We start from the raw sequence: 22,189 nt of genomic DNA, 5'->3' as shown, positions 1-22,189 counted from the left end.
TATGTTTACCATTAAACATAGTAAATTTCCTCATGGGTAAAGATGTCGTCGTTGAATAACGCAGTCTGTCAGAATTTCGTGAACTTGTTTTCGATAAACAATTCATCTAATCGTTTAGATTTTTACAATAAACCGCTGGCAAAAGCAAAAAGCATATGCCAACGGCTCTAAACTAACCAACCAATGAACTAAACATGCTAATCAAGCAACAGTATAAAGTTTATACTGGTATTGAAAACACTATCAATTCACATTATCTTCATCGGCAACTGCATCATGCCAATCATTCCAAATCTGTACCGATGCATCATAACCGTTATATCCCGGATTCTGGCGTAGCTTTCCAAATAGGTTCGCATTGATCGCGTTTTGCGGAATTGGCCAGTAGATATTATGGGGCGCTATGGTATAATTTCTGTTTCGAACAGAAACTTTGTTCTTGTTATAATAATCATTATAATGTTGAATGCGCTGAAACCAATAGTTATTGCTCGCTAAATTGGCTACCTGATAAGTATTACCCCACTCATCCGGTTTATTGCTTAAAGCCAGGCTATAGGATATTCTACTAAGTTCCATATGGCGCCACTCTTCCATATACAACTCCCTCGCCCTTTCATTTACAATATCGCCGATGTTAACCGTTGTGTAAAGCTGACTGCATTGTGCCCTGCGTCTCACTGCATTCACATCGTCGGCAGCTAAGGCAGCATTACCTTTATAATAGTAAGCCTCAGCTCTGAGCAGATAAGTTTCAGCTAAGCGGTAACAATACCAGTCTGCCGCTCCGCCATCGTTTCTATTTGAGGTAGGGGTTGCCTGAAAGACAGGATCATCAATATATATTTTATAGTGCGGCCAGTTAAACCAACTGCGAATAGTATCTGTACAGAGTAGCGTATTTCCATTATACAAGCGGAGATTCTGACCATAAAAGGAATCCGTTGGATCATTGTATTTGAGCATTTCCATTTTTGCCCAGTTTCCAGTTGCACTGCTATGACGCAGATCAGTGACATCATCCAAACCGTTCACTTTCCATAAGCCAAACTGAGCGAAATGAGTAGGCCTGATCATGGCAATCCCCCGGCCAATAGCACTGTTGATGTCGTATTGCGCACGGTAGCGGGAATCTGTTTTGGCTACGGAAAGTAACACCTTACCGCTAGGCGATTTTAGCGCAGCCTGATTCCACATCGGCCCCCAATTTCGCATAGACTTGTACCTGATGGTTGCATCTGTCCCTTCACGATTGGGCATGACCAGCAGAGCTTCTTTATTCGCTGCAATCGCTTTATTCACAGGCCTGTGCAGATCCCAGATCACATTCCGGTTTACCGGCCAAGTGTTGGGATTGGGATTGTCGAAAGTACCAAAATTCGAAGTCATCAACGCGTATCCGGATTGATTGATCAAGATATTTGCCTGATCAATTGCTTTATCCCATTGTCCGATAGCCAGGTAGCACTTAATCAGCAATTGTCGACATGCCGCTTTATTGACCATCCCTATATATGCCATTTTTGATTGTTCAGGAACCCATTTCACGGCATTTTCCATATCCCCAGTAATCATCTCGAGTATAGCCTGCCGGCTGGTGGTCTTGTAATTTTGTTTTGGAACCGTTAGGATTTTCGTAACCAGGGGAATGTCACCATATTGGAAACATAGCGCCAGGTAGCGGAAAGAACGATGGAAATACGCCCTTCCCAAATACTCCTGTTTAGTCGCTTCATCCAAACCAGGCACCCTGTCTATGAAACTGGTGATGGTATTGGCATATTTAATTCCATTATAAGTTTCGCCCCAGAAATAGGAAATCATGTTAACGTCATTGTCGAACATCCCGTCCAGAGGCGTAAGTCTCGTCGCGACATCAGCGAAGATATTCCCATCATCCGTTTTGGCAGATACGCCGATATCTGATAGCATATATTCAGTACCAATGGGCACGGAAATATCTCTGGTCGTCAAATGGCTCCAATATGCCCGCAGGTGACGATCAGACAATGCAAGGGTAGCATCCAATCCAGAACGGGAGGAGAATGTTAATTCCGGTTCATAAAAAGAAAGCGGATCGGGCTTTAGGAATTCTCTCTTGCACCCAGTAAATAACGAAACCGATGTGATGATGCTTAACAGCAATAAAGATTGATATATATTATTTGCTTTCATATTGTAGCGTTTAAAAGTTTACATTTAAGCCAATGCTGAAGATACGCGGTGCCATCTGACCTGTTTCAATGTCCCAGTAGCGCCAATTTTTATCTTTGTTCCAAACCAACGCATTTCGTACGGAGCCAAAAATTTTCAATTTTTGAATATGGTAAGCTGATGTAAGTTTGGACGGCAGGGTATATCCGATACTAACATTATCTAACCTTATAAATGACCTATCAAATACCCTTTGAGGAGAATTGACTCCCGCTGGGCCTTTGGACTCCAACCGTCCCCAGAATTCACTGGGATTTTCAGGTGTCCAGTAAGGCTTCTCGTAAGTATTGGCCAAACCCTGGCTAATGGTAGATGTACCATTATCTTGATTTAGGTAAGCCCCATTCAGGCTTTTATGCCCCCAGTAGGAATAGATATTGAAAGAAAAGTTAATGTTTCTGTAGGTGATATCATTCCTTAGTGACCACATGACAGGTGCCTGCGTTTGTCCCAGAAACTCTTTATCACTGTTATTATATACCGGAGTGAAGCCTCCATCAGCATTCCGGATATCATCGCCCGTATAATTGTTTGCGACTTTAGGGTCTCCAGGTCGTTGTCCATATCTCGCAGCTTCAGACAATTCATTTACCTGCCAAATCCCTGTTATTTTGTAGTTCCATATTGCACTGATAGGTTGTCCAATAAACCAACCATTAGCGATATCATCCACTTCCCTACTGGAAACTACATTACCATTTGCATCCAGAATATCCTCATATCTGTTATACAGATGCTTGATTCTATTACTGTACCGGGAGAAACCCAAAGTGGTGCTCCATTTGAAATTATCATTAACGATATTTTGCGAGTTTATAGATATTTCCAAACCGTTGTTTTGTACTTTACCGAGATTGGTGGTAATGCTTGTAAACCCTGAAAATCCTGGTAACGACTGGTTCATGACCATGTCAGTGGTAGACATCTGAAAATAGTCTATGCTGGTAGATAATCGGTTTTTAAAGAAAGCAAGATCCAAACCGATGTTAAAAGAGGCGGTTTTCTCCCATTCTAAACCTGAGTTAGCCATCCTATCTATTCTCAGGTACTGAAACTGAACATAATCGCCATTGGCATTAATGTACCCTTGTGTACCCACGCCATTAGCTAAGTTAGCTAACGCAATGTAGGGGTTTTCAAGTGAGCGGTTCCCGTTCTGGCCATAGGACAATCGCAGTTTACCATTGCTGAGTGGTTTCCATTTCAGGAACTTTTCGTTAGTGAATGTCCAGCCGACGGCTGCAGACAGGAAGGTGGCCCGTGGGTTTGATGTTCCGAATGCTGAATAGCCATCGCGACGAACAGAACCTGTAAACATATACCTGTCATCATAGGAATAAAATAATCTTCCCAAAAGACCATCCGCAGTCTGACGGCTATCGCTTGAGTCGAATTCACTCAATAAACGATCGCCACCACTTGTTTCATGAAAACCTAAGCCATCTGTTGGGGTTATATTTCTTGCTCTTATAACATCCCACCATGACTTACGCTCTTCTGCTTCTTGTACTAAGGTCACATTCACACGATGCTTTTCTGCAAAAGTTTTTTCCCAGTTGATTGTATTATTGAGAGACCAGTCAAAGTTTTTACTATTTTCCCGGTCCACGCCAGCGCTATTTGATAAAGGGCTCCAACTAGGATGGGCCGATGAAGCAAAATATCTCCTGTAATAGAATTGATAACGCGGCGCGGCATTGAAAGAATAACTGATGTTAAATGGCAGCTTCACCTTTGCATTGAAAATTGAATTCAAAACCGTATAACCACTTTCCAGATCCTGAAACTGCCTGTTGAAATCATAGTTATAGCCTCTTACGGTTCCAGTTAACCCTGCACCCTGAGGGAAAACCTCCAAATTTCCGTTACTATCCCGATATGATGCAAACGGACTATTGAAAATAATGGCAGACCCCCAGTCTGTAGCAATATTTCCGTCAGAACGATCCTGAAAATTAATGTTGGCTCCAATTGTAAGCCAGTTTGTTACGATCCCTTCTACTTTCAAATTAGATCGTATTGCTCTATAATTATCACCGACAATTACCCCCTGGTTACTGAGAAATCCGGCAGACATGTAATAATTAATTTTATCACTTGCACCGGAAACGCTTAGGTTATAATCCTGATTAAATCCATTACGGAAACTATGATCATACCAATCGAATGTTTTTCCAGCCAGGTAATTGGACAGCACATTATGGTCTAGTCCTATACGTTTGGCATAAATTTCCTGATCCGATGCACCGGCTACGTTCACTGAATACGAGCGCCATGTTGATTCTGTAATTCCATATTTGGAAAGCATGCCTGTATTAAGACTCTCATAGAACCCTGGTTTACCTGCAGCGTCGGTACCAATTGTGTAGGCCTCATAATTACCTGTTGCCGGATTCACGCCATAGGTGGCTGATTTGTACCAATCCTCTCTATACTTTAAATATGCATCCGGTCCCCATACCGGACGGTTTGCTCCCATCGTAGAAATTGCAAAATTCGAAGTTAAGTTAATCTGCGGCTTGCCTTTTTTTCCTTTTTTCGTACTTACGATGATTACCCCATTTGCAGACTGCGCACCATAGACTGCGGCCGCCGATGCATCTTTGAGCACATCTATCTGCTCTATATCATCTGGATTGATTTCCGATAACTCTCCATAAAATATCATTCCATCCAGTATTAGCAATGGGGAGTTATGGCTTGATGCGGTGTATACTGAGCGTTGCCCACGTATATTAATTGTACCCCCATTTTTAGCAGAAGCATCCAACCCGATGGTCAATCCGGGGGTACCTCTTAGGATATCCTGTACGGTACGCGGATTTTCATCAGCAATTTTATCTGGTTTTAGCTGCGTAATGGCACCCGTTAAATCGCTTTTTTTTGCCGTTCCATAGCCTATTACGACCACATCATTCAAATCATAAGAATTGGCATTCAACTTAATGACAAGATTATTTTGATTTTCCAATTTAATCGTTTGAGTATCGTAGCCGACATAGGAGATTTGCAAGGTCGCATTCAATCCAACTTGTATTTGAAATTTACCATCTGCATCTGTAGCGACCGCATTAGCTGTATTTTCAGCTTTAATCACTACGCCTATTAAAGTTTCGCCGGTCTTGGCATCTGAAACAGTTCCTCTTATCAATTTATTCTGCGCATGTAGCGAGAAAGGAATGAGTAGGCAGCAAAAGAATGTTATCGGCTTGAAATCCCTTTTTAGCCATTTATAACAAAAACGTAGGTATTTATTTATCATAATGAATATTTGGTTTATCGTTCTGATTGGTTTCTTATTTGGTTAGATACACCAGTAGTTTCTATGCTACCTTGTTGTATTGTCAGAAATGTAGATAAAGTGTATAGCAAAAACGAGATGGATTTCCTCGTTATGCTGAATATATTTGGTTAAAAACTTGCTGAATTACTTACTAATGCATTTATAAAATGATGATTAAATATATTCAATGATCACCCTAAATAAAGGAGTCGTTAATGGTTATACAAGTTATGTCCAGCAAAGTAAATGAATATGAAATTTGGCATTAGTTCATTCTTTTGTCGATTTATCTCAAAAGATGAATGATTACAACGTTTCGTCGGCTGATATGGACTATTGTGATATCATTGTGCATTTTCATTGACGGGCGCATCCAGATCCACACCAGTTGCTTTAGCCACTCCAAAATCAGGAGATCCATCACTATTCCAACTTAGCTTTTGCATTCTGGGTGTCCTTGTGCCATTTGATGTATTGGCTACACTTCGGGCATGGTAGATGAACCAATTCTCTTTGACGGTAGTACCATCGGCTTTGGTCAGGCTACTGGTAAAAAACCATTGTGACCGGGTCCGTAGACATTATTTTCATGGCTTGATACAAACACTTGCTTTTTATTTATCCAGTCGGCTGGGTTGGTGGGATTGCCACCATTTTTTAATTGAATTTGCGCCAGACAATAATTATCGCCACCATATCTGCTTGCGGAATAAATTAAAAATAAAGGACTGTTTTGGTCTCTTTGCAGCATGATAGGCCCCTCATTTACACCAAGTCCTTGCGATCCGCTCGGCTCATATTTCTCCCAATTGTTGGTTGGTGCGGAAATCATAATCCGCTCACCGCTGATCGTCCAGGGATTGGTCATTGGCGCAATGTATATATATTGCTTATATCTTGTAGCAGGGCTATCCCACCCTGACCAGATGAAATAGTAAGCTCCATTATAGTTCAATATTGAACCATCTATTGCCCACTGATCAGAAGTATCGGAGATTTTCCCTTTTAACGTCCAGGTTCCTACGGTAGGATCCTGGCTTACATTTTCCAATACATACATCCTATGGGAATCACCACCTCCATCATTTGCCGCAAAATAGATGTACCACTTTCCGGAAATATAATGTATTTCTGGAGCCCATAAATTAGAAGAGTAACCTGTGCCGGATGGAGGGGTCCAAATGACTTTTTCGGTAGCCTGGGAAAGCTCGGACATCTTTGTGGTCTTTCGAAGGCCAAGATTGTTTCCTCTGGTATACATGAAATAATAATTACCATCTTTTTGTGCGACAAACGGGTCGGCCCTGCTGGCATCGATTAATGGGTTTTTAAAAGTAACTCCAGCTAAATGAGGTATTGATGCTGTGGTCCCGGTTTGAGTTTCATCAATTTCAGGTGTTGTACTTTTTTTGCAAGCACCACTAGCTAAGAGTACTGCTGCTAAAAGTAATTTGAGTAATGGTTTACTGTTCATACACGATTAAGTTGTGAAGCGAATACCAGGAGGATATCCACCACAGGATTATCAGATATTTGGTTATTATTCAAAGAAAAGAATCCTTAATCTCCTATTCTGTTCATATTCTTGTCAAAACGTCTCAAAAACATTTAGATAATTATTTTTTTTTACCTGTAACCATTTGATTTACAACTACTAGATCAATTGACCTGGATTAGTCTCCGATATCGGGTTTGATGGAAGAAATGATATGAAATTGGTTTAACTATATTTGTTTTTAACCATTTATGCGCCTGTTAAAATTTATCAGTATTCAAGTAATCCTGTTACAGCTCATCACGATGACCTGTGATGCACAATATTATTTTAGACATTATCAAACAGATGATGGCTTATCGCATAGTTCAGTCAGGAGTATCATTCAAGACAGAAAAGGCTTTATATGGATAGGAACCCGGGGCGGCTTGAATCGTTTTGACGGTTACAAGTTTAAGTCTTACAAAAACAAGGCAGATAAGTTTGGTTACATCGGGAATGACATCATCACCGGTCTTGCTGAGGATCAGGAAGGAATGTTATGGATTGGAACAGGAAGAGGTGTTTTCAGATTTAATCCAACCACAGAAGTGTTTACTAAACTACCTGGTATAAATGGCTATATTAATCAGGTGTCGGTCGATAAAAGAAATAACATTTGGATCATCGCCTTTGCATCTTTATATCAATATGATCAGCAGGCAAAAAAAATCCTGAATTATAAATTATCTGCTACCTGTTTAGCCATTGACAAAAAGCATAACATTTGGTTTGGTAATAACGATGGGGTACTCAGCAAATTAAACACCAATACCAGGAAAATTAATACAGTTCGCTTAATAGAGAAAAGTGCTTCAAAAAATCTAAGATCTATAAGTGCTATCTTCCCAACAGATGATCAGATTTTGGTAGGATTTTTTAAAAAAGGATTAAAAAGCTATAGCCTCAAAACAGGGAGAATTTCACATTTAGCACTCAGTAAGAATAAAGATTTTGAGATTTTCGTGCGTGACATTAAGTGGAGTGATAGCCAAAATTTTTGGATAGCTACTGAGTCCGGGATTTATATTTACGATACTAAAAAAAAACACGAGCATTAATTTAAGAAAGAGAATAGGTGATCCTTATGCACTTTCGGACAATGCCGTTTACACTGTTTGCAAGGATGACAACGGCGGAATCTGGGCAGGCACATTTTTTGGCGGCATAAATTATTACTCCAAAGAAAATGCAAAGTTTAAAAAATATTATCCAATACCAAATGTCAACTCCATTTCGGGCAATGCCGTCCGTGAAATTTCTGCTGACCATAATGGTAATCTGTGGATTGGAACCGAAGATGCAGGCATCAATAAAATTGATCTAAAAACCCAGAAAGTCACCACCTATACTAATACAAATAAACAGGGCGATGTATCCTATCCGAATATTCACGGGCTATTAGTTACTGGAAATAAATTATTTATTGGTCCATTTTTTCACGGACTGGAAGTAATGGACATCCGTAATGGCCGAATTTCCGAGCGTTTCAGATATATTGGTAATAAGGGCGATAGCATCAGTGATTTTGTACTCAGTTTGTATCTCAGTAAAGACAGTACACTGTATGTAGGCACCGCATATAACGGATCGGGCTTGTTCATCTTTAATCAAAGATCCAAAACCTTCACCAGGGTCAAGCAGATACCTTATAATTCCTATGTACTAACCCTCACTGAAGACAGCCAGGGTAAAATATGGACAGGCAGTATTAACGAAGGTGTTTATTATTTTGATCCAAAAACAGGAAAAAGCGGTCATATCAAATTTGGGGACAGGGACATTGCAGATTTTCCAATATATAGTATTTTAGAAGACAAAAATAATGACATGTGGTTCGCCACAGAAGGTAGTGGACTAATTAAAGTAAATGCAAAAGGTCAAATTGTAAAAAAAATTACACAAAAGAACGGACTGCCATCCAATACACTTTTTGGGATCCTTGAAGATAATAGTGGAAATTTATGGATCAGTTCGTTAAAAGGATTGATCTGTTATAATATAGCTAGCGAAAAAATAAAAGTATATACAAAAGCTAATGGCCTGATCACGGATCAATTCAATTATCATTCTGCTTATAAGGACAAAAATGGAATGATGTATTTTGGTTCAATAGCAGGTATGATCGCCTTTAAGCCTGAAGAATTAGCGATAAGGCAAAAAAGTCCACCCACATACATTACTGATTTTGAATTGGATAACAAAGAGGTCGGTGCAAATGATAAAAATAGCCCATTAAAAAAATCAGTAATTTATATAGATACACTGATACTCCAATATAACCAGAACAATTTTAGCCTTAAATTTTCGGCATTGAATTATTCATTCAGCGATGTGACCCAATACAAATACCGAATGAAGGGGCTTAGCAATGACTGGACCTATTTAACCACAAACAGAAATGCGTATTTCACGGACCTCTCACCAGGAAAATATACTTTTATGGTACAGGCTCGAAGTAATGTCGGGAGTTGGGTGGGTAAGGAAAAAATGTTATACATCATCATTTTACCCCCTATCTGGAGAAGTACGATAGCGTATATATTCTACACGATTGGAATTATTGTTGTACTTTACTTTGCCATTAGTTATTATCACCAGTTGCAAGAACGCAAAAATATAAATAAACTAAAGCTCTTCGAACATGAAAAAGTAAAAGAGGTATACCAGGCAAAAATTGAATTTTTCACTAATATCGCCCACGAAATACAAACACCTCTCACCTTGATCAGCGTTCCGGTAGAAAGAGTGATTGAAAAAATTGAAGACTATCCCAGGATAAAAAAAAGTATGTTGATGATTGAGAAAAACACCAAGCGTTTGGTGGAACTCATTGGTCAGCTACTGGATTTTAGACAAACCGAGATAGAACAATTTGGCTTAAATTTCGTAAATGTAGACATCAATAACATTTTGAAGTCTCAGATCGAAGCCTTCAGGGAATATGCATCAGAGCACAACATCACCATCAAATTGAAAGTACCACAAAAGCATGTGATAGCCTTTGTAGACAGAGAAGCCTTAATAAAAATATGCAGCAATTTGATTTCTAATGCAATTAAATATGCTACGTCAGTAGCGAGCGTGGTGCTTTCTGAACCAGCTGAAGGAAATTCGAGCTTATCCATCGTCTTTTCAAATGATGGGCCGGCAATTCCTCAGGAATTTAGAAATAAAATTTTCGAACCTTTTTTTAGGATGCGTCGCAAGGATAAATCTGGTACAGGAATAGGTTTACCACTTGCCAAATCCTTGACAGAGTTACACAAAGGTTCATTAGTTTTAAGTTCTGCTGAAGCTGACAATATTGTTTTTAAATTAACTTTGCCAATACATCAAGATGTTGAATTTCAACTCAGTAGTTGGAAGAAAATAAATTAACCATGAATAGAAGCCTCTTAATAATTGATGATAATAAGGAAATTCTGGAATTATTGTCTGATATTTTTGCAGATACATATACTATACACACGGCTGAAAGCGGAGAACTTGCACAGATCATTTTAGACAACGAGATCATACACCTTATTATATCTGATGTGATGATGCCAGAAATCGATGGATTTGAATTATGCAAGCTATTGAAGAGTAATGTCAATTATTGCCATATTCCTATTATTTTACTCACATCGAAAAATACATTTAACGCTCAAATTGAAGGGCTGGAAAATGGTGCCGATGCGTATATACAAAAGCCGTTTTCTCAGTTGCTTTTGCAGACTCAAGTAGCAAACCTACTTCAAAACCGGTTGAAGATCAATGATCATTTTGCCAGTTCGCCCTTTGAAGACGTGAGAGTGATGGCACACTCTAAAACCGATGAGATTTTTCTAAAGAAACTGGATGACTATATACGTAAAAACATGAAAGATCCAGATTTGGATGTTGATCAGCTTGCTTATCACATGAACATGAGCCGACCTACATTTTACAGAAAAATCAAATCGCTGTCTGCATTGGCTCCGAAAGAACTTATCGACGTTACGCGGTTAAAGAAAGCAGCCAGCTTGATCGCCGAAAATCAGTTTTCTCTATATGAAATCGGCAATATGGTAGGCTACCGGTCTCAAAGTGTTTTTACTAAAAGCTTTCAACGCTATTTTAAATTGTCCCCACGAGACTACTTCAATTCCTTAAACAAAGAAGACCAATAACAGATTTGATAAATCAATGCCACTGGTCTTCAACTAAACTTACAAACGTATTATTTCTCTAAAAGTGCATTCACACACCAAAGATATGGTGCCTGTCCATGGTAGTCTCCCACACTTCGCGGACGATCGTAATAGTATTGCCTGTCATTCTTTTTATTTGTACCTACACAAACGTCGGAAACTGCGCCTTTATCGTTGACATAACCAACCATTGCCATCCAGGCTTTCCGTGCCGATGGCGCATATTCTTTTCTATCCAGCCATCCGTTTTTAACACCAATAATAAAAGCGTAAGTGAACATCGCTGATCCTGAGGTTTCAGACCAACACGCCGGATCATCGATAAGTTGATTCCACATTCCATTTGGAGACTGGAAATCCTTGAGACTTTTCATCATCTTTAAATAACCATCCATAATGCGCGGACGATCCTGATGGTTTTTTGGCAAGTAACGCAACAGTTCAGTTACCCCAGCCGCCATCCAGCCATTTCCTCTTCCCCAGAAAAAAGGCACATCAGGAGCATGATAAAATAAACCATTAGGCTTCTGAAGTTCGTCTAAATAAAGAACCATTTCCTTTGCCGCCCTGTCAATATATTTTTGGTCGCCGGTTGCTTTGTAAGCCTGCGTTTGCACAATAGTGATCATATACATGTCATCAATCCATAAGCGTGTTTGCCAGGTATATCCCTTCTCTGCCCATTGCTTTTCGTTAGGCTTTGCATCATTCGGCACCTCCCATTGGGTATTGGCATACGGCAGGCCCAGGTCTAAATATCGCTGCGCTCTTGTAACCTGGTAAAACTCGATTGGAAGACTTCCGAACATATTAAGATCGACGTGATTTTTGATGGGTAAATACTTGCTCTCTGTGGTGAACAAGGGTTCAAACTTATTTTGTAAAAGTTTTACCAATTTCGCGTCCTTCTGTAAAGAAGCATATTTGAGTGCACCCATCCAGTAGAATGTTTCAGGGTAACTGATCCACTTCCCTGCATGCAAGGCATGTTTAGCATCTACAAAACGATAGGCAATAAGTTTACCAACCTCTTTAGGGGAATAACCTTTGGGAAAGTTTTTTAGCAGCTTGCCTTGAGCAAAAACACTTTGATAAGAAATACATAATAAAATTACGAGAAGTCTAACGTACATAGCAGTAGGTTTAATAGGTGATTAATTTATATTTGGTTTAGCTTGATTGATAAGTCTTTGCAAATTGTGACATGGAATCAATTTTACTTAGACAAAGAAAGTATCTTAAATACACTCAAACTGTTCAATATTTTAACCATTTGTCTCAAAATATCTGAAGTACGGATATTAAACAAGATTGTTCCATCCGGTAAATCTTTACGTGAGTGTTTGTTTCTACATCAAATACTCAGTAAACCAACACGAGCGAATACATATGATATTTTGGAAAGAATTTGGCTTGGTGTGCTAATAGAATATGCTAAAGATCGTGCTGCTTGTATCAAACGCAATTAACTCGGTAGTCTTGTCAATACACAAAAACCCTGGTAGAGCACTCGATATATTGCATGTGCAGATTTTCGTTACCGCATTCAATCTGTCATATTTTGAGACGATAAGACAAAAATTTGACAAGATCCGTTCCGATAATTTCACGTCTTTTGATTTAACCAAATAATCTAATACCCTTAAAAATCGACCTATGATAAACCTTATAGCGTTAAATAAAAAATGCTCTTGCTCCCTGACTCCTTTTAAATGCATTATTCAGCACCAATCTCTGCAAACTAGTTTTGTTCAGCATATGCTTTATCACTGGTTTGAAATGTCATTTAATCTAACTCGTGTCTTGTTCTATCCAAGACAAAATTAATTTTTATTTAACTCAATCTGGGGTCAACAGTAAAACCCCCTATCATCAAAATTTACTTTACCAAACTGGCAGAAACAGTATTAAATTTTATTACTGATGATGTTAGCATTTAAAAAGATCAATAACACAAGACACTGGTTTAAGTAAATAGATCATGTCATAAACAAGCACAACAATACACCATGAAAGATTACATCATTTTACTTCTCTTAATTCTTGGCTTCGGTAATTCCGAAGCCCAAAAAAAAGATAATACGGCATGGGTTTCATTATTTAACGGTAAGAACCTTATTGGATGGAGAAACTTAAACGGAAAAGCAGATTATAAAGTGGTTGGCGGAGAAATTGTTGGAACCAGCAAATCTGGCGAACCAAATTCTTTTTTAGCAACAACGAAACAATACGGGGATTTTATTTTAGAATTGGAGCTTTTTATAGATCCACTAATGAATTCAGGCATACAATTTAGAAGCAAACAGAAAGGAAAATCAGCAAATGGCCAGGTATATGGCTATCAGATGGAAGTCGATCCTTCCAGCAGGGCCTGGAGTGGAGGTATATATGATGAAGGCCGTAGAGGTTGGCTATATACCCTCGAACAAAACCTTGAAGCAAGAAAAGCTTTTAGAAATGGCAGCTGGAATAAATACCGGATCGAAGCTATCGGCAACACCATAAGAACCTGGGTAAACGGTGTCCCTACCGCAAATTTGATAGATCAACTTACACCTAAAGGCTTCATCGCGCTTCAAATTCATTCAATGGGAACAAATAATCAACCTGGAAAGCAAATAAAATGGCGGAATATCAGAATTCAAACCGAAAACCTGAAACCAACTCACTCAGATCAAATTAGCGTGGTCAATCTAATTCCAAACAACCTGTCTCTTCAAGAAAAACAAAATGGTTTCTCTTTGCTTTTCGATGGAAAAAGCATGGATCAATGGCGAGGAGCTTATAAAAGTGTGTTTCCCAGCAAAGGCTGGATGGTTAAAGATGGCGTGTTATCTGTAGAAAAAACAAATGGTGCCGAGTCGACTAACGGTGGAGACATCGTCACTAAAAAACAGTACGGCTCATTCGAAATGAAATTCGATTTTAAACTCACTGAGACAGCAAATAGTGGCGTAAAATATTTTGTTACCGAATCTGAAGGTAACAAAGGTTCTGCCATTGGCTTGGAATATCAAATTCTAGACGATCTGAGACATCCAGATGCAAAACTCGGACGGGGAGGAAACAGAACTTTAGGTTCGCTTTATGATTTAATGACATCTGAAAAAATTCCAGCCTCCCAAAAGAAAATCGGTGAATGGAATCAGGGTATCATTAAAGTTTATCCCGACAACAACGTGGAATATTGGCTAAACGGCTATAAAATCCTCGCATATACTCGGGGTTCGAAAGAATTTTTAGACTTAGTAGCCATAAGTAAATATAAAAATTGGCAAAATTTCGGCATGGCACCCAAAGGCCATATCCTGCTACAAGATCATGGAGATAATGTTTCCTTTCGTAGTTTAAAAATCAGAGAACTCAACTAAAACTATATGGATCATTCTAGAAGAAATTTTATTAAAACCTCTGCCATTGCTGCTGCAGGAACTTACGTAGGCACTTTGGGTTTTAGCGCAAAAAGCTATGCCAATATTATAGGCGCTAATGATCGTGTCCGTGTAGGTATAGTTGGCTATTCCGATCGATTTAAATCTGCATTATTGCCTAGTTTTATGAAAAGTCAAAAGGATCTTAACTTTGATATCGTAGGGCTTTCTGACATTTGGAACTACCGCCGTAATCTAGGTTTGGATTACGTTAAAAGCATTATCGGACATGATTTAAAATCATGCAGAAATAATGATGAACTCTATGCCATGAAGGACCTTGATGCGGTGATAGTAAGTACTGCAGATTTTCAACATGCGCTACATACCATTGAAGCGGTGAAGGCTGGCTGTGATGTATATTGTGAAAAGCCCTTTGCCGAAACAATGTCTGATAATCGGGCGGCACTAAAAGCTGTTAAAGCATCTAAACAAATTGTGCAGATTGGATCTCAAAGGCGTAGTGGTAATAATTATGTTGCAGCGGCTGATTTTATCCAAAAAGGAAAGTTTGGAGACATCACGATGGTTGAACTGAGTTGGAATGTTAACCAACCTGGCAGATGGAGAAGACCGGATTTGGTGGCTCAAATAAGGGAACAAGATACCGATTGGAAGCGATTTTTGATGAACCGACCATTTGAATCGTGGGATCCCAGAAAATATTTGGAATACCGTTTGTTTTGGCCATATTCTTCCGGAATGCCAGGACAATGGATGAGTCATCAAATCGATACAGTGCATTGGTTTACGGGATTAAACCATCCACGTAGTGTAGTGGCAAATGGTGGAATTTATCAATGGAAGGATGGTCGAAGTAATTGGGACACCACCACTGCAGTATTCGACTATGGTCCTCAGAATGAAGCGCAAAAAGGTTTTCAGGTTGTATTTACTTCAAGAATGCACAATGGTGATGAAAATCCGGCAGAAGTTTATTATTCCAACGGTGGTGAGTTAAATCTCATTACAAATACGGTTTCGTCAAAGGGTGGTTTATCAAAGCGAGCTGCAGCTGCTATGGGCATGAAAGAAAACCTATTACCTATTCTAAAGTTGGCAGAATTGGTAAAGGTAGATGCCGCTGCAAATGCAGGTGCGGATGATCTGGTGAGCAATCACATGCGGAACTGGATGGAATGTATTAGAAGCAGAAAACAAACCAATGCTCCAGTTGAAGCAGGTTATTACCATTCAATCGCAAATATTATGACCAATGCGGCAGCTAGAACAGGCTACAAGGCGACATTTGATGAAGGTACTCAGGAAGTCATGGTAAACGGAAAAGTTTTTGAATACTAAAAAATAAGTTCAGCAAAGGAAAGACAACTATTCTTTTCCATCAGTTCTGTCTTAGCAAAACCAAAAATCACAGCAGACTTTAGTAAAAGTACGAGAAAACAAATGTAATGTAAACAACTCTATCTGATCACAAAACATCGAAGGATTCATGTTTACCCTAAAAAAAAAGGGTTTACTGCTTTTAAACAGAAACCCTTTGGAATACGTTATGAAAATTACATCTTACTCATGGTGTCTTTCATTGTCGTATCAGTCATCATGGTATCCTTGGACATCGTATCCTGCATCATGGTATCAGTCGATGTAGAATCCATGGTGGTTGAGTCAGCACCATCGGCTTTCTTTTCTGAACAAGAAACTATTGACAAAGATAATGCGAAGGCCAAGAAGCCTAATTTGAATAAATTTTTCATGTGGTTTTGTTTTGAGGTTAACATTGCTTGCCTTTTATACCGAGAAATTTATTAAGGTAACCCACTAAAAGATAGTAATTTAGTTAATATTCCCGCAGGTGGTAAGAAATATTAAAATCATTACCTCTGCCTATGAGCGAACAATCCACTGAGTTACAACACTGGAATTAATCCTGCAAAAAATAAAGGTGTTAAAACTAGTTTAACAGCTTTCAGATCATTCTTACATGACACACTTACGTCAGGATTTTTTTTTAGGCACCTTGGCGCCCTCCTTTTTGGCCTCTGAAAGTCCAATCGCGATTGCCTGTTTTTTGGAGGTAACTTTTTTACCACTTCCGGATTTAAGCTCTCCTTCTTTCATTTCATGCATCGTTTCTTCTACTTTGTCAGATGCTTTTTTTGAATACTTAGCCATAACGATATTGTTAGCAGTGTTTAAATTATAATACGTCCTTTAGTCATCAGAATCGTTGCACCCGCTAGGTAACTTAGTTAATCAGGGCCGAACAATATAAGCCGGCGCAATTTCTACGCCTGACCAAACCCACCAATATAGGTATCCTTTCCGAATCCGGAGCCATCAAAACACCTAATTCGCTGGTTTATAACAAACGCTTTCTAAAGCAACATGGTTTTGCCAAAATTAAAAACCTCGATTATGATTAAGAAGAATTACAATGTAAATCAAGGCGAAAAAAAACAGCAAAGTTTTGGGTTCTAAAATTAAGAGGTGATCCGTCAAAGGATAGTTAAAGTCAGATGACTTCGGTAAACAGTTTCTAATGAGTTATTCCGAATCCTTCAAAAAGAACTATTTCCTGATAAACACGCGCATACTTCGGAAACGAAAGGCGCTTTGTCGATAAAATAATGTTTGTTCTTAGCTGATGATGCCCGTTAAGATTAGAGTTTGTTGCAATTATCTAATGATGAGTATGGTTCCAGCCCCTTTTTCTAACCTGTAATAATAATGGCGTTCATGGCGTACCTCAACAATATCTATCTGAAGGACTTTACCTTTTAAGCCGCTATCACTTTTTATATAAGTGCCCAGCGTAACATTAGCCAGATCGCTCAAAGTCGACTGGCGGCCGATACGCACAAATTTGATTTTAGATTTTGACTGGCCTTTGGATAATCTTGTAGGTTGACTTTCTGACTCCAGACCGAATGTATGTTCGCTTTTCATCATAGTTTCGTTATAAAGATATACGAAGTGCAACTAACTTGAGATTTAATTGCGAAAAAATACGCGAGAGATACGGATGCGGAAACCAAACAAAAGCAGAACCAGAAGGGGTCGACCGTGACTTACTTCCTGATGAAAATGCTCGGTGACCATTAAATGAGGAGATATAAAATGAAGTTGCACCCTATTCACTTGCTGATTTTTTTTCGATCCTTATCTTGATGAATTGGTATTACAATTTTGTGGATTGGCATAGCTATAATAGTTTGCTTTTCCTTTTAGCAAAGATTTCAAGAGATAATTAAATTGAAAGCCAGTTTGTCTTCTTAATGCATTTAGCTAGTTGAGGTCTTTCAAAAGCAAGCGAATTTTTTCGTGATACAAAAGGGCTATTTATTACATTGAACAAACTAATATTTTTGTAATGCGATCTATAAATAATACCATTTATTAACTTATGCCCGGATGGGATAGGGTGACTTTAACTGCAAGGGCGATACATACCCTTGCGTTTGTTGAATTATAAAGCCTTACACTCAATTCGTAAGGCTTTTTATGACACAAAAGGGCTATATAGTATACAGGCTGCAACAATTAATTTTGATTACTTAATCTTTCCGGGACGATAGATTGATAAAGCGCTCTGCAGGTAGAAGGCAGAGCGCTTGACAAATTAGAAAAAATATTAAGCGCCCTGCTAACGTGGGGCTTTTTTATGCGCAGAACTTTTCCTTAGATTACTTAAAATATTAGTAACATTTGCTTTATGAATAGTAAAGCAGCAACCGAAAAGAAAGAAATCAAAATTGGTCCAGACTTGATCACCATCGAACCCCTTAAAGGCGATAAAACCGTTTTAGAATTTGGATTAACAATGCTTTAAAGGTTACGTAAAAGAAGGGGGAAGAATACTCCCTGACTGGAGAAAGAAAAATACCCACCTTGATTTATGCTAGAATTATCGCTTGCATCAAAAGCGGCTTATGTACTTAATACCAATATCTTTTATTAGTGCATTTCCGGATGGTGATAAAGTAATAAGTATTGCCTCACCTATTAATAGTGGAGGTAGAACGTAGCATCTAACGGTTGATAATTTGTGTTGGGATTTAATTGGTTATTATACCACTGGGCGGTAAGTCCGTCTGCAAGGTGTCAATCCAGAATACTCCACTGGTATTGAACTTGAGATTATCTCAGTATGGGAAAGAATAGTTTGAAGAGTATAACATACATTTCAGTAACAACAAATTACTCCTTTTTCATCCCATTGACGTTAATACGCTAAAGTTTTTGGAATTAGTGAATGGCTACCTAACCTAAATTGAATTATCTTCACTAATTTCTGATACATCAAATCAACAAAAAACAAAAAGTGGAATATATAACGATCAGTATTCGTGAATTCAAATGCGTTCTGATCAAATCAAAATTAACAAAGCAATATTCATTTGGAAGAATTCCAAATTTACTCAAGACAATTGGACGCTATTAAGTTGTGAGCCCAATTATCAGTATTCCTTTAGTTTACTTTCGATAAGCATTCAGAAGGCATTATTTAAAAGCTATCCTTTAAATGTTCGCATTAGTTGACTAACATTGCCAGCGAAACCCTTGATCCATTTTTGTCAAGTACTGGAATGACATTAACAGCCTTTAACGCATTATCAACAAAGCCAACGGAAAACCTGACGACATCAAGTACTTTGAGCCTCACTTCAGGATGCTCGTTGTAAAACCTGATTTTGTGTTTATTGGCATCTTTAATGACGCCACACCTGATCACACTATTATAGGAAACTATGACTCCGGTCCTCATGAGAAGTTTACTTAGTGATATATTAATTAAAGGGTCCAGATAAAGATAACATAAAAACAAATTATTTAAAAATTTCATGCTGAAGGGGTATCCCCCATCGACAGATTTCTTAACGCTAGAAAACTCACGCAGCGAAAACAAGTAAAGATGGGATTATAATATCCCATCATCTGCAAATGAATAGTAGCCATTATCCTTGGTTAAGATGATATGGTCAAACACCTCGATATCTAGCAATTTTGCACCGTCTTTGATTTTTTTTGTAATATTTATATCAGACTGGCTTGGTATCAAATTACCAGAGGGATGGTTATGAGCCAAAATAATTCCTCTGGCATTCGCCAATAGCGCTGTGGAGAAAATAAGTTTACTGTCAATTGAAACAGTAGACATTCCACCAGATGCAATACTTGATATACCTAATATCCGAAGATTAGTGCTCAATAAAATAATCTTAAATTCTTCTCGTAACGCTATCTGGTTTAAATTCCAGTGCTCTCGCAATATTGCATACAAATCCTCGCTGGAATCTGCTTTAGGACAATCTGATATTATGAAATCTGGATGGTAGGTGATTTCGATTTCACAAATTGTTGAGAGTTGTTTTTGATGCACATGATAGTTTTCCATAATTCTATTTTTTTATGCACCGTTTAATGAAGGCTGGCAATTTGTCAATGGCGGTTTTTCAACCGTTTATAAACCATTGACAAATTATAGGCTGCCTTTATAGGTTTGCATACAAAAAAATAGAATGGAAAACTTAAGCATCATATCTCACTTTGAATTTTGGCAATCCACTTGATTCAAGTATAGGAAATTTGTAGCGACATTTTTGATTAAATTTATGATAGCATTTTACTTTAAATAGATTATTAAATACGAGTTACAATTTCACATGTTTATTGATAGCGACTCTACAATTGCACTTTACAATCAGGAATAACTTATATAGTGTAAGTCAGTCCCTTTATAAGCCGTAGTTAAAGCATTATCGTTGAATACCGCTTTAGTTCTGCTTCATCAGTTAGATCGAGTCTAAGCGGGGTGATTGAAACGTAATCATGTTCTACCGCCCAGCGATCACTGCCTTCGTCTGCTGGTTCTAATGGGCTTACCGTTATCCAGAAATGTTTTCTTCCCATCGGGTCTGTACCAGGCACTACATTTCCATCGTACAACCGGACTGATTGACGTGTCCATTTAATTTCTTTTGGGAATGGTGGGAAATTAACGTTGAACAAAGACAAATCTTCTACAGGCAAAAGCATTTTAAGTGTAGTTTTAACAAATGGTTCGAGTGCGGCAAAATCTGGCTCAGTCTGTCCTACAGGAGTACTTAAAGCAATACCCTTTACTCCTAGCAAAACAGCCTGCTTTGCCGCAGCAAGAGTACCTGAGTGCCACATCGAATTACCCAAATTAGGCCCCATGTTGATCCCCGATAAGACAACATCAGTATCCGGATACATATGAATGCCAAGTGCTACACAATCTGCAGGCGTTCCATTAACCCTAAAAGCTTCGACACCATCAAAAACGATTGGCGACTTTTTATATGAAAGTGGCCTGGAATGGGTTATTGCATGCCCCATTGACGATTGTTCTACATCAGGCGCTACAATTCGTACCTTTCCAAAAGCACTAGCCATTAGAGCCAAGGCCGCAATGCCCGGGCTATAGATTCCATCGTCGTTGGTGATCAGTATATTCATAATATTTTATTTTACCTACCCTAAAAACCATCTAGTTAAACCATTGTTTTGTTGAATATGAACAAGACACCTCAACAGGTAAGGTTAATCCATAATCCGAATGCTGGTCAAAAAGGCTTCAGTAAAACTACCCTTGGTAAACTGATTAAAAAACAAGGCTTTAGTGTTGATTATGCCTCATCGGAAAAAAAATCTTTAAAAGATATAAGGCCCGACACTTCATTCATCGCCATTGCCGGTGGCGACGGAACTATACGGAAGACAATTATCAGATTATTAAACAAAAAATTGCGCCTCAAACGCCCCATTGCTTTGCTCCCAATGGGAACAGCCAATAATATCGCTACATCGCTAGGCATCTCACAAAATGTTACTCAAAATGTATCCAGCTGGAAGCACTTTAACATCCGGAAATTTGACATCGGTCAAATCAGCTCGGTTGCTGGAACCTCATTTTTTTTGGAGTCCTTTGGCTTTGGCATATTCCCGAAACTAATGAAACAGATGGAAGATTATCAGCGGCCGGAAAATGCTTCTACGGAAGAAGAGTTAACCTATGCCCTTGATTTATTACAACAAATTGCAACACAATATAAAGCCAAAAAATGTACGTTGGAAATAGAAGGGAAATTAATAGAGGACAGTTTTTTGTTGATTGAAGTGATGAATATTTCAAGGCTAGGCCCCAATCTTAAACTGGCAGTGGATGCCGATCCAGGTGATGGCTTTTTTGATGTCGTGATGGTACGTGAAAATCAGCGGCAGAGCCTTTGCACCTTTATAGAGAACACCATTAATGGGAAAACGAGTCAATTTCCAATTAAACCTATCCGAACCAAATCCTTGAAAGTTAAGTGGAATGGCCAGGATTGCCATACGGATGACCAGCAGATAAGTTTTTTAAAAAACAAGAAACTATCGATAAACCTAATGCACAGTTTAATCGAGGTGATTGTTGGAGAGGATAAGCTAGTCTAAAACAACTATAGAGGAATAAATAGAGGACATCAAATGCATTGATAGGGATGATACTCGCTTTTTCCCATGTTATTTTAAGATAATTGTCGAAGATTTTCCCGTCGCAAATCAACCTTTAAATCTAAATAACGAA

The 22,189-nt window shown here is 38.6% G+C and carries 16 protein-coding genes and 1 pseudogene; 7 read left to right on the top strand and 10 right to left on the bottom strand.

The annotated features are described in order from the left end of the window. Positions 1-243: 243 nt before the first annotated feature. The 3 genes from ON09_RS01595 to ON09_RS01585 all read right to left on the bottom strand — a co-directional run bounded on the left by ON09_RS01595 (position 244) and on the right by ON09_RS01585 (position 6,971). Positions 244-2,175: a RagB/SusD family nutrient uptake outer membrane protein gene (locus tag ON09_RS01595; RefSeq protein ID WP_010599318.1), complete on the bottom strand. Its 1,932-nt coding sequence runs from the start codon at positions 2,173-2,175 to the stop codon at positions 244-246. A 10-nt stretch (positions 2,176-2,185) separates the two neighbouring features. Then, positions 2,186-5,365 carry a SusC/RagA family TonB-linked outer membrane protein gene (locus ON09_RS01590; protein ID WP_202947096.1) on the bottom strand — a complete coding sequence of 1,060 codons (3,180 nt, stop codon included), beginning with the start codon at positions 5,363-5,365 and terminating at the stop codon, positions 2,186-2,188. A gap of 670 nt (positions 5,366-6,035) precedes the next feature. After that, positions 6,036-6,971, bottom strand: a complete 936-nt coding sequence (locus ON09_RS01585; RefSeq protein ID WP_010599315.1) for a glycoside hydrolase family 43 protein — start codon at positions 6,969-6,971, stop codon at positions 6,036-6,038. A 272-nt stretch (positions 6,972-7,243) separates the two neighbouring features. On the opposite strand from ON09_RS01585, the gene ON09_RS25535 reads away from it, so the two are divergent. The 4 genes and pseudogenes from ON09_RS25535 (at position 7,244) to ON09_RS01575 (ending at position 11,185) form a co-directional block, all read left to right on the top strand. Next, complete coding sequence (locus ON09_RS25535; RefSeq protein ID WP_202947095.1) at positions 7,244-8,092, top strand: ligand-binding sensor domain-containing protein; 849 nt, start codon at positions 7,244-7,246, stop codon at positions 8,090-8,092. Continuing rightward, a pseudogene (locus ON09_RS26735) lies at positions 8,043-8,303 on the top strand (two-component regulator propeller domain-containing protein); the annotation flags it as partial. The gene ON09_RS25535 and the pseudogene ON09_RS26735, both read left to right, overlap by 50 nt. Before the next feature lie 183 nt (positions 8,304-8,486). Next, the gene (locus ON09_RS25525) at positions 8,487-10,412 is read left to right on the top strand and encodes a sensor histidine kinase (RefSeq protein ID WP_202947094.1); all 1,926 of its coding nucleotides are present in this window, start codon (positions 8,487-8,489) and stop codon (positions 10,410-10,412) included. 2 nt (positions 10,413-10,414) lie between these two features. Further along, on the top strand, positions 10,415-11,185 hold the full coding sequence (locus ON09_RS01575; RefSeq protein ID WP_029204043.1) for a response regulator: 771 nt from the start codon (positions 10,415-10,417) through the stop codon (positions 11,183-11,185). A gap of 50 nt (positions 11,186-11,235) precedes the next feature. On the opposite strand, the gene ON09_RS01570 is transcribed toward ON09_RS01575, so the two are convergent. Next, positions 11,236-12,339: a glycoside hydrolase family 88/105 protein gene (locus tag ON09_RS01570; protein ID WP_010599313.1), complete on the bottom strand. Its 1,104-nt coding sequence runs from the start codon at positions 12,337-12,339 to the stop codon at positions 11,236-11,238. Positions 12,340-13,215: 876 nt separating this feature from the next. Here ON09_RS01570 and ON09_RS01560 point away from each other — a divergent pair. Together ON09_RS01560 and ON09_RS01555 are read left to right on the top strand one after the other, a co-directional pair. Continuing rightward, on the top strand, positions 13,216-14,577 hold the full coding sequence (locus ON09_RS01560; protein ID WP_010599312.1) for a 3-keto-disaccharide hydrolase: 1,362 nt from the start codon (positions 13,216-13,218) through the stop codon (positions 14,575-14,577). Between the two features lie 6 nt (positions 14,578-14,583). Next, complete coding sequence (locus tag ON09_RS01555) at positions 14,584-15,939, top strand: Gfo/Idh/MocA family protein (protein ID WP_010599311.1); 1,356 nt, start codon at positions 14,584-14,586, stop codon at positions 15,937-15,939. Between the two features lie 215 nt (positions 15,940-16,154). Here the strand turns inward: ON09_RS01555 and ON09_RS24665 are convergent, their stop codons facing one another. The 6 genes from ON09_RS24665 to surE form a co-directional block, all read right to left on the bottom strand. After that, the gene (locus ON09_RS24665) at positions 16,155-16,352 is read right to left on the bottom strand and encodes a hypothetical protein (protein WP_029204041.1); all 198 of its coding nucleotides are present in this window, start codon (positions 16,350-16,352) and stop codon (positions 16,155-16,157) included. Between the two features lie 241 nt (positions 16,353-16,593). Then, positions 16,594-16,770, bottom strand: a complete 177-nt coding sequence (locus ON09_RS25450; protein ID WP_010599309.1) for a DUF6496 domain-containing protein — start codon at positions 16,768-16,770, stop codon at positions 16,594-16,596. 504 nt (positions 16,771-17,274) lie between these two features. After that, a complete protein-coding gene (locus ON09_RS01545; protein ID WP_010599308.1) occupies positions 17,275-17,547 on the bottom strand; it encodes a hypothetical protein in 273 nt (90 codons plus the stop codon). Positions 17,548-19,129: 1,582 nt separating this feature from the next. Further along, positions 19,130-19,363: a hypothetical protein gene (locus ON09_RS01540; protein WP_157258800.1), complete on the bottom strand. Its 234-nt coding sequence runs from the start codon at positions 19,361-19,363 to the stop codon at positions 19,130-19,132. A gap of 153 nt (positions 19,364-19,516) precedes the next feature. Continuing rightward, on the bottom strand, positions 19,517-19,993 hold the full coding sequence (locus ON09_RS01535; RefSeq protein WP_010599306.1) for a JAB domain-containing protein: 477 nt from the start codon (positions 19,991-19,993) through the stop codon (positions 19,517-19,519). 353 nt (positions 19,994-20,346) lie between these two features. After that, complete coding sequence (surE, locus tag ON09_RS01530; RefSeq protein ID WP_010599305.1) at positions 20,347-21,078, bottom strand: 5'/3'-nucleotidase SurE; 732 nt, start codon at positions 21,076-21,078, stop codon at positions 20,347-20,349. A 57-nt stretch (positions 21,079-21,135) separates the two neighbouring features. On the opposite strand from surE, the gene ON09_RS01525 reads away from it, so the two are divergent. Continuing rightward, positions 21,136-22,056, top strand: coding sequence for a diacylglycerol/lipid kinase family protein (locus tag ON09_RS01525; RefSeq protein ID WP_010599304.1), 921 nt, complete (start codon positions 21,136-21,138; stop codon positions 22,054-22,056). Positions 22,057-22,189: the final 133 nt, after the last annotated feature.

Origin of the sequence: Pedobacter agri PB92 (assembly GCF_000258495.1) — a bacterium.
Taxonomy (GTDB): Bacteria; Bacteroidota; Bacteroidia; order Sphingobacteriales; family Sphingobacteriaceae; genus Pedobacter; species Pedobacter agri.
Note: the sequence above shows the minus strand (reverse complement) of the source record. Positions and strands in the feature narration are given on the sequence as shown.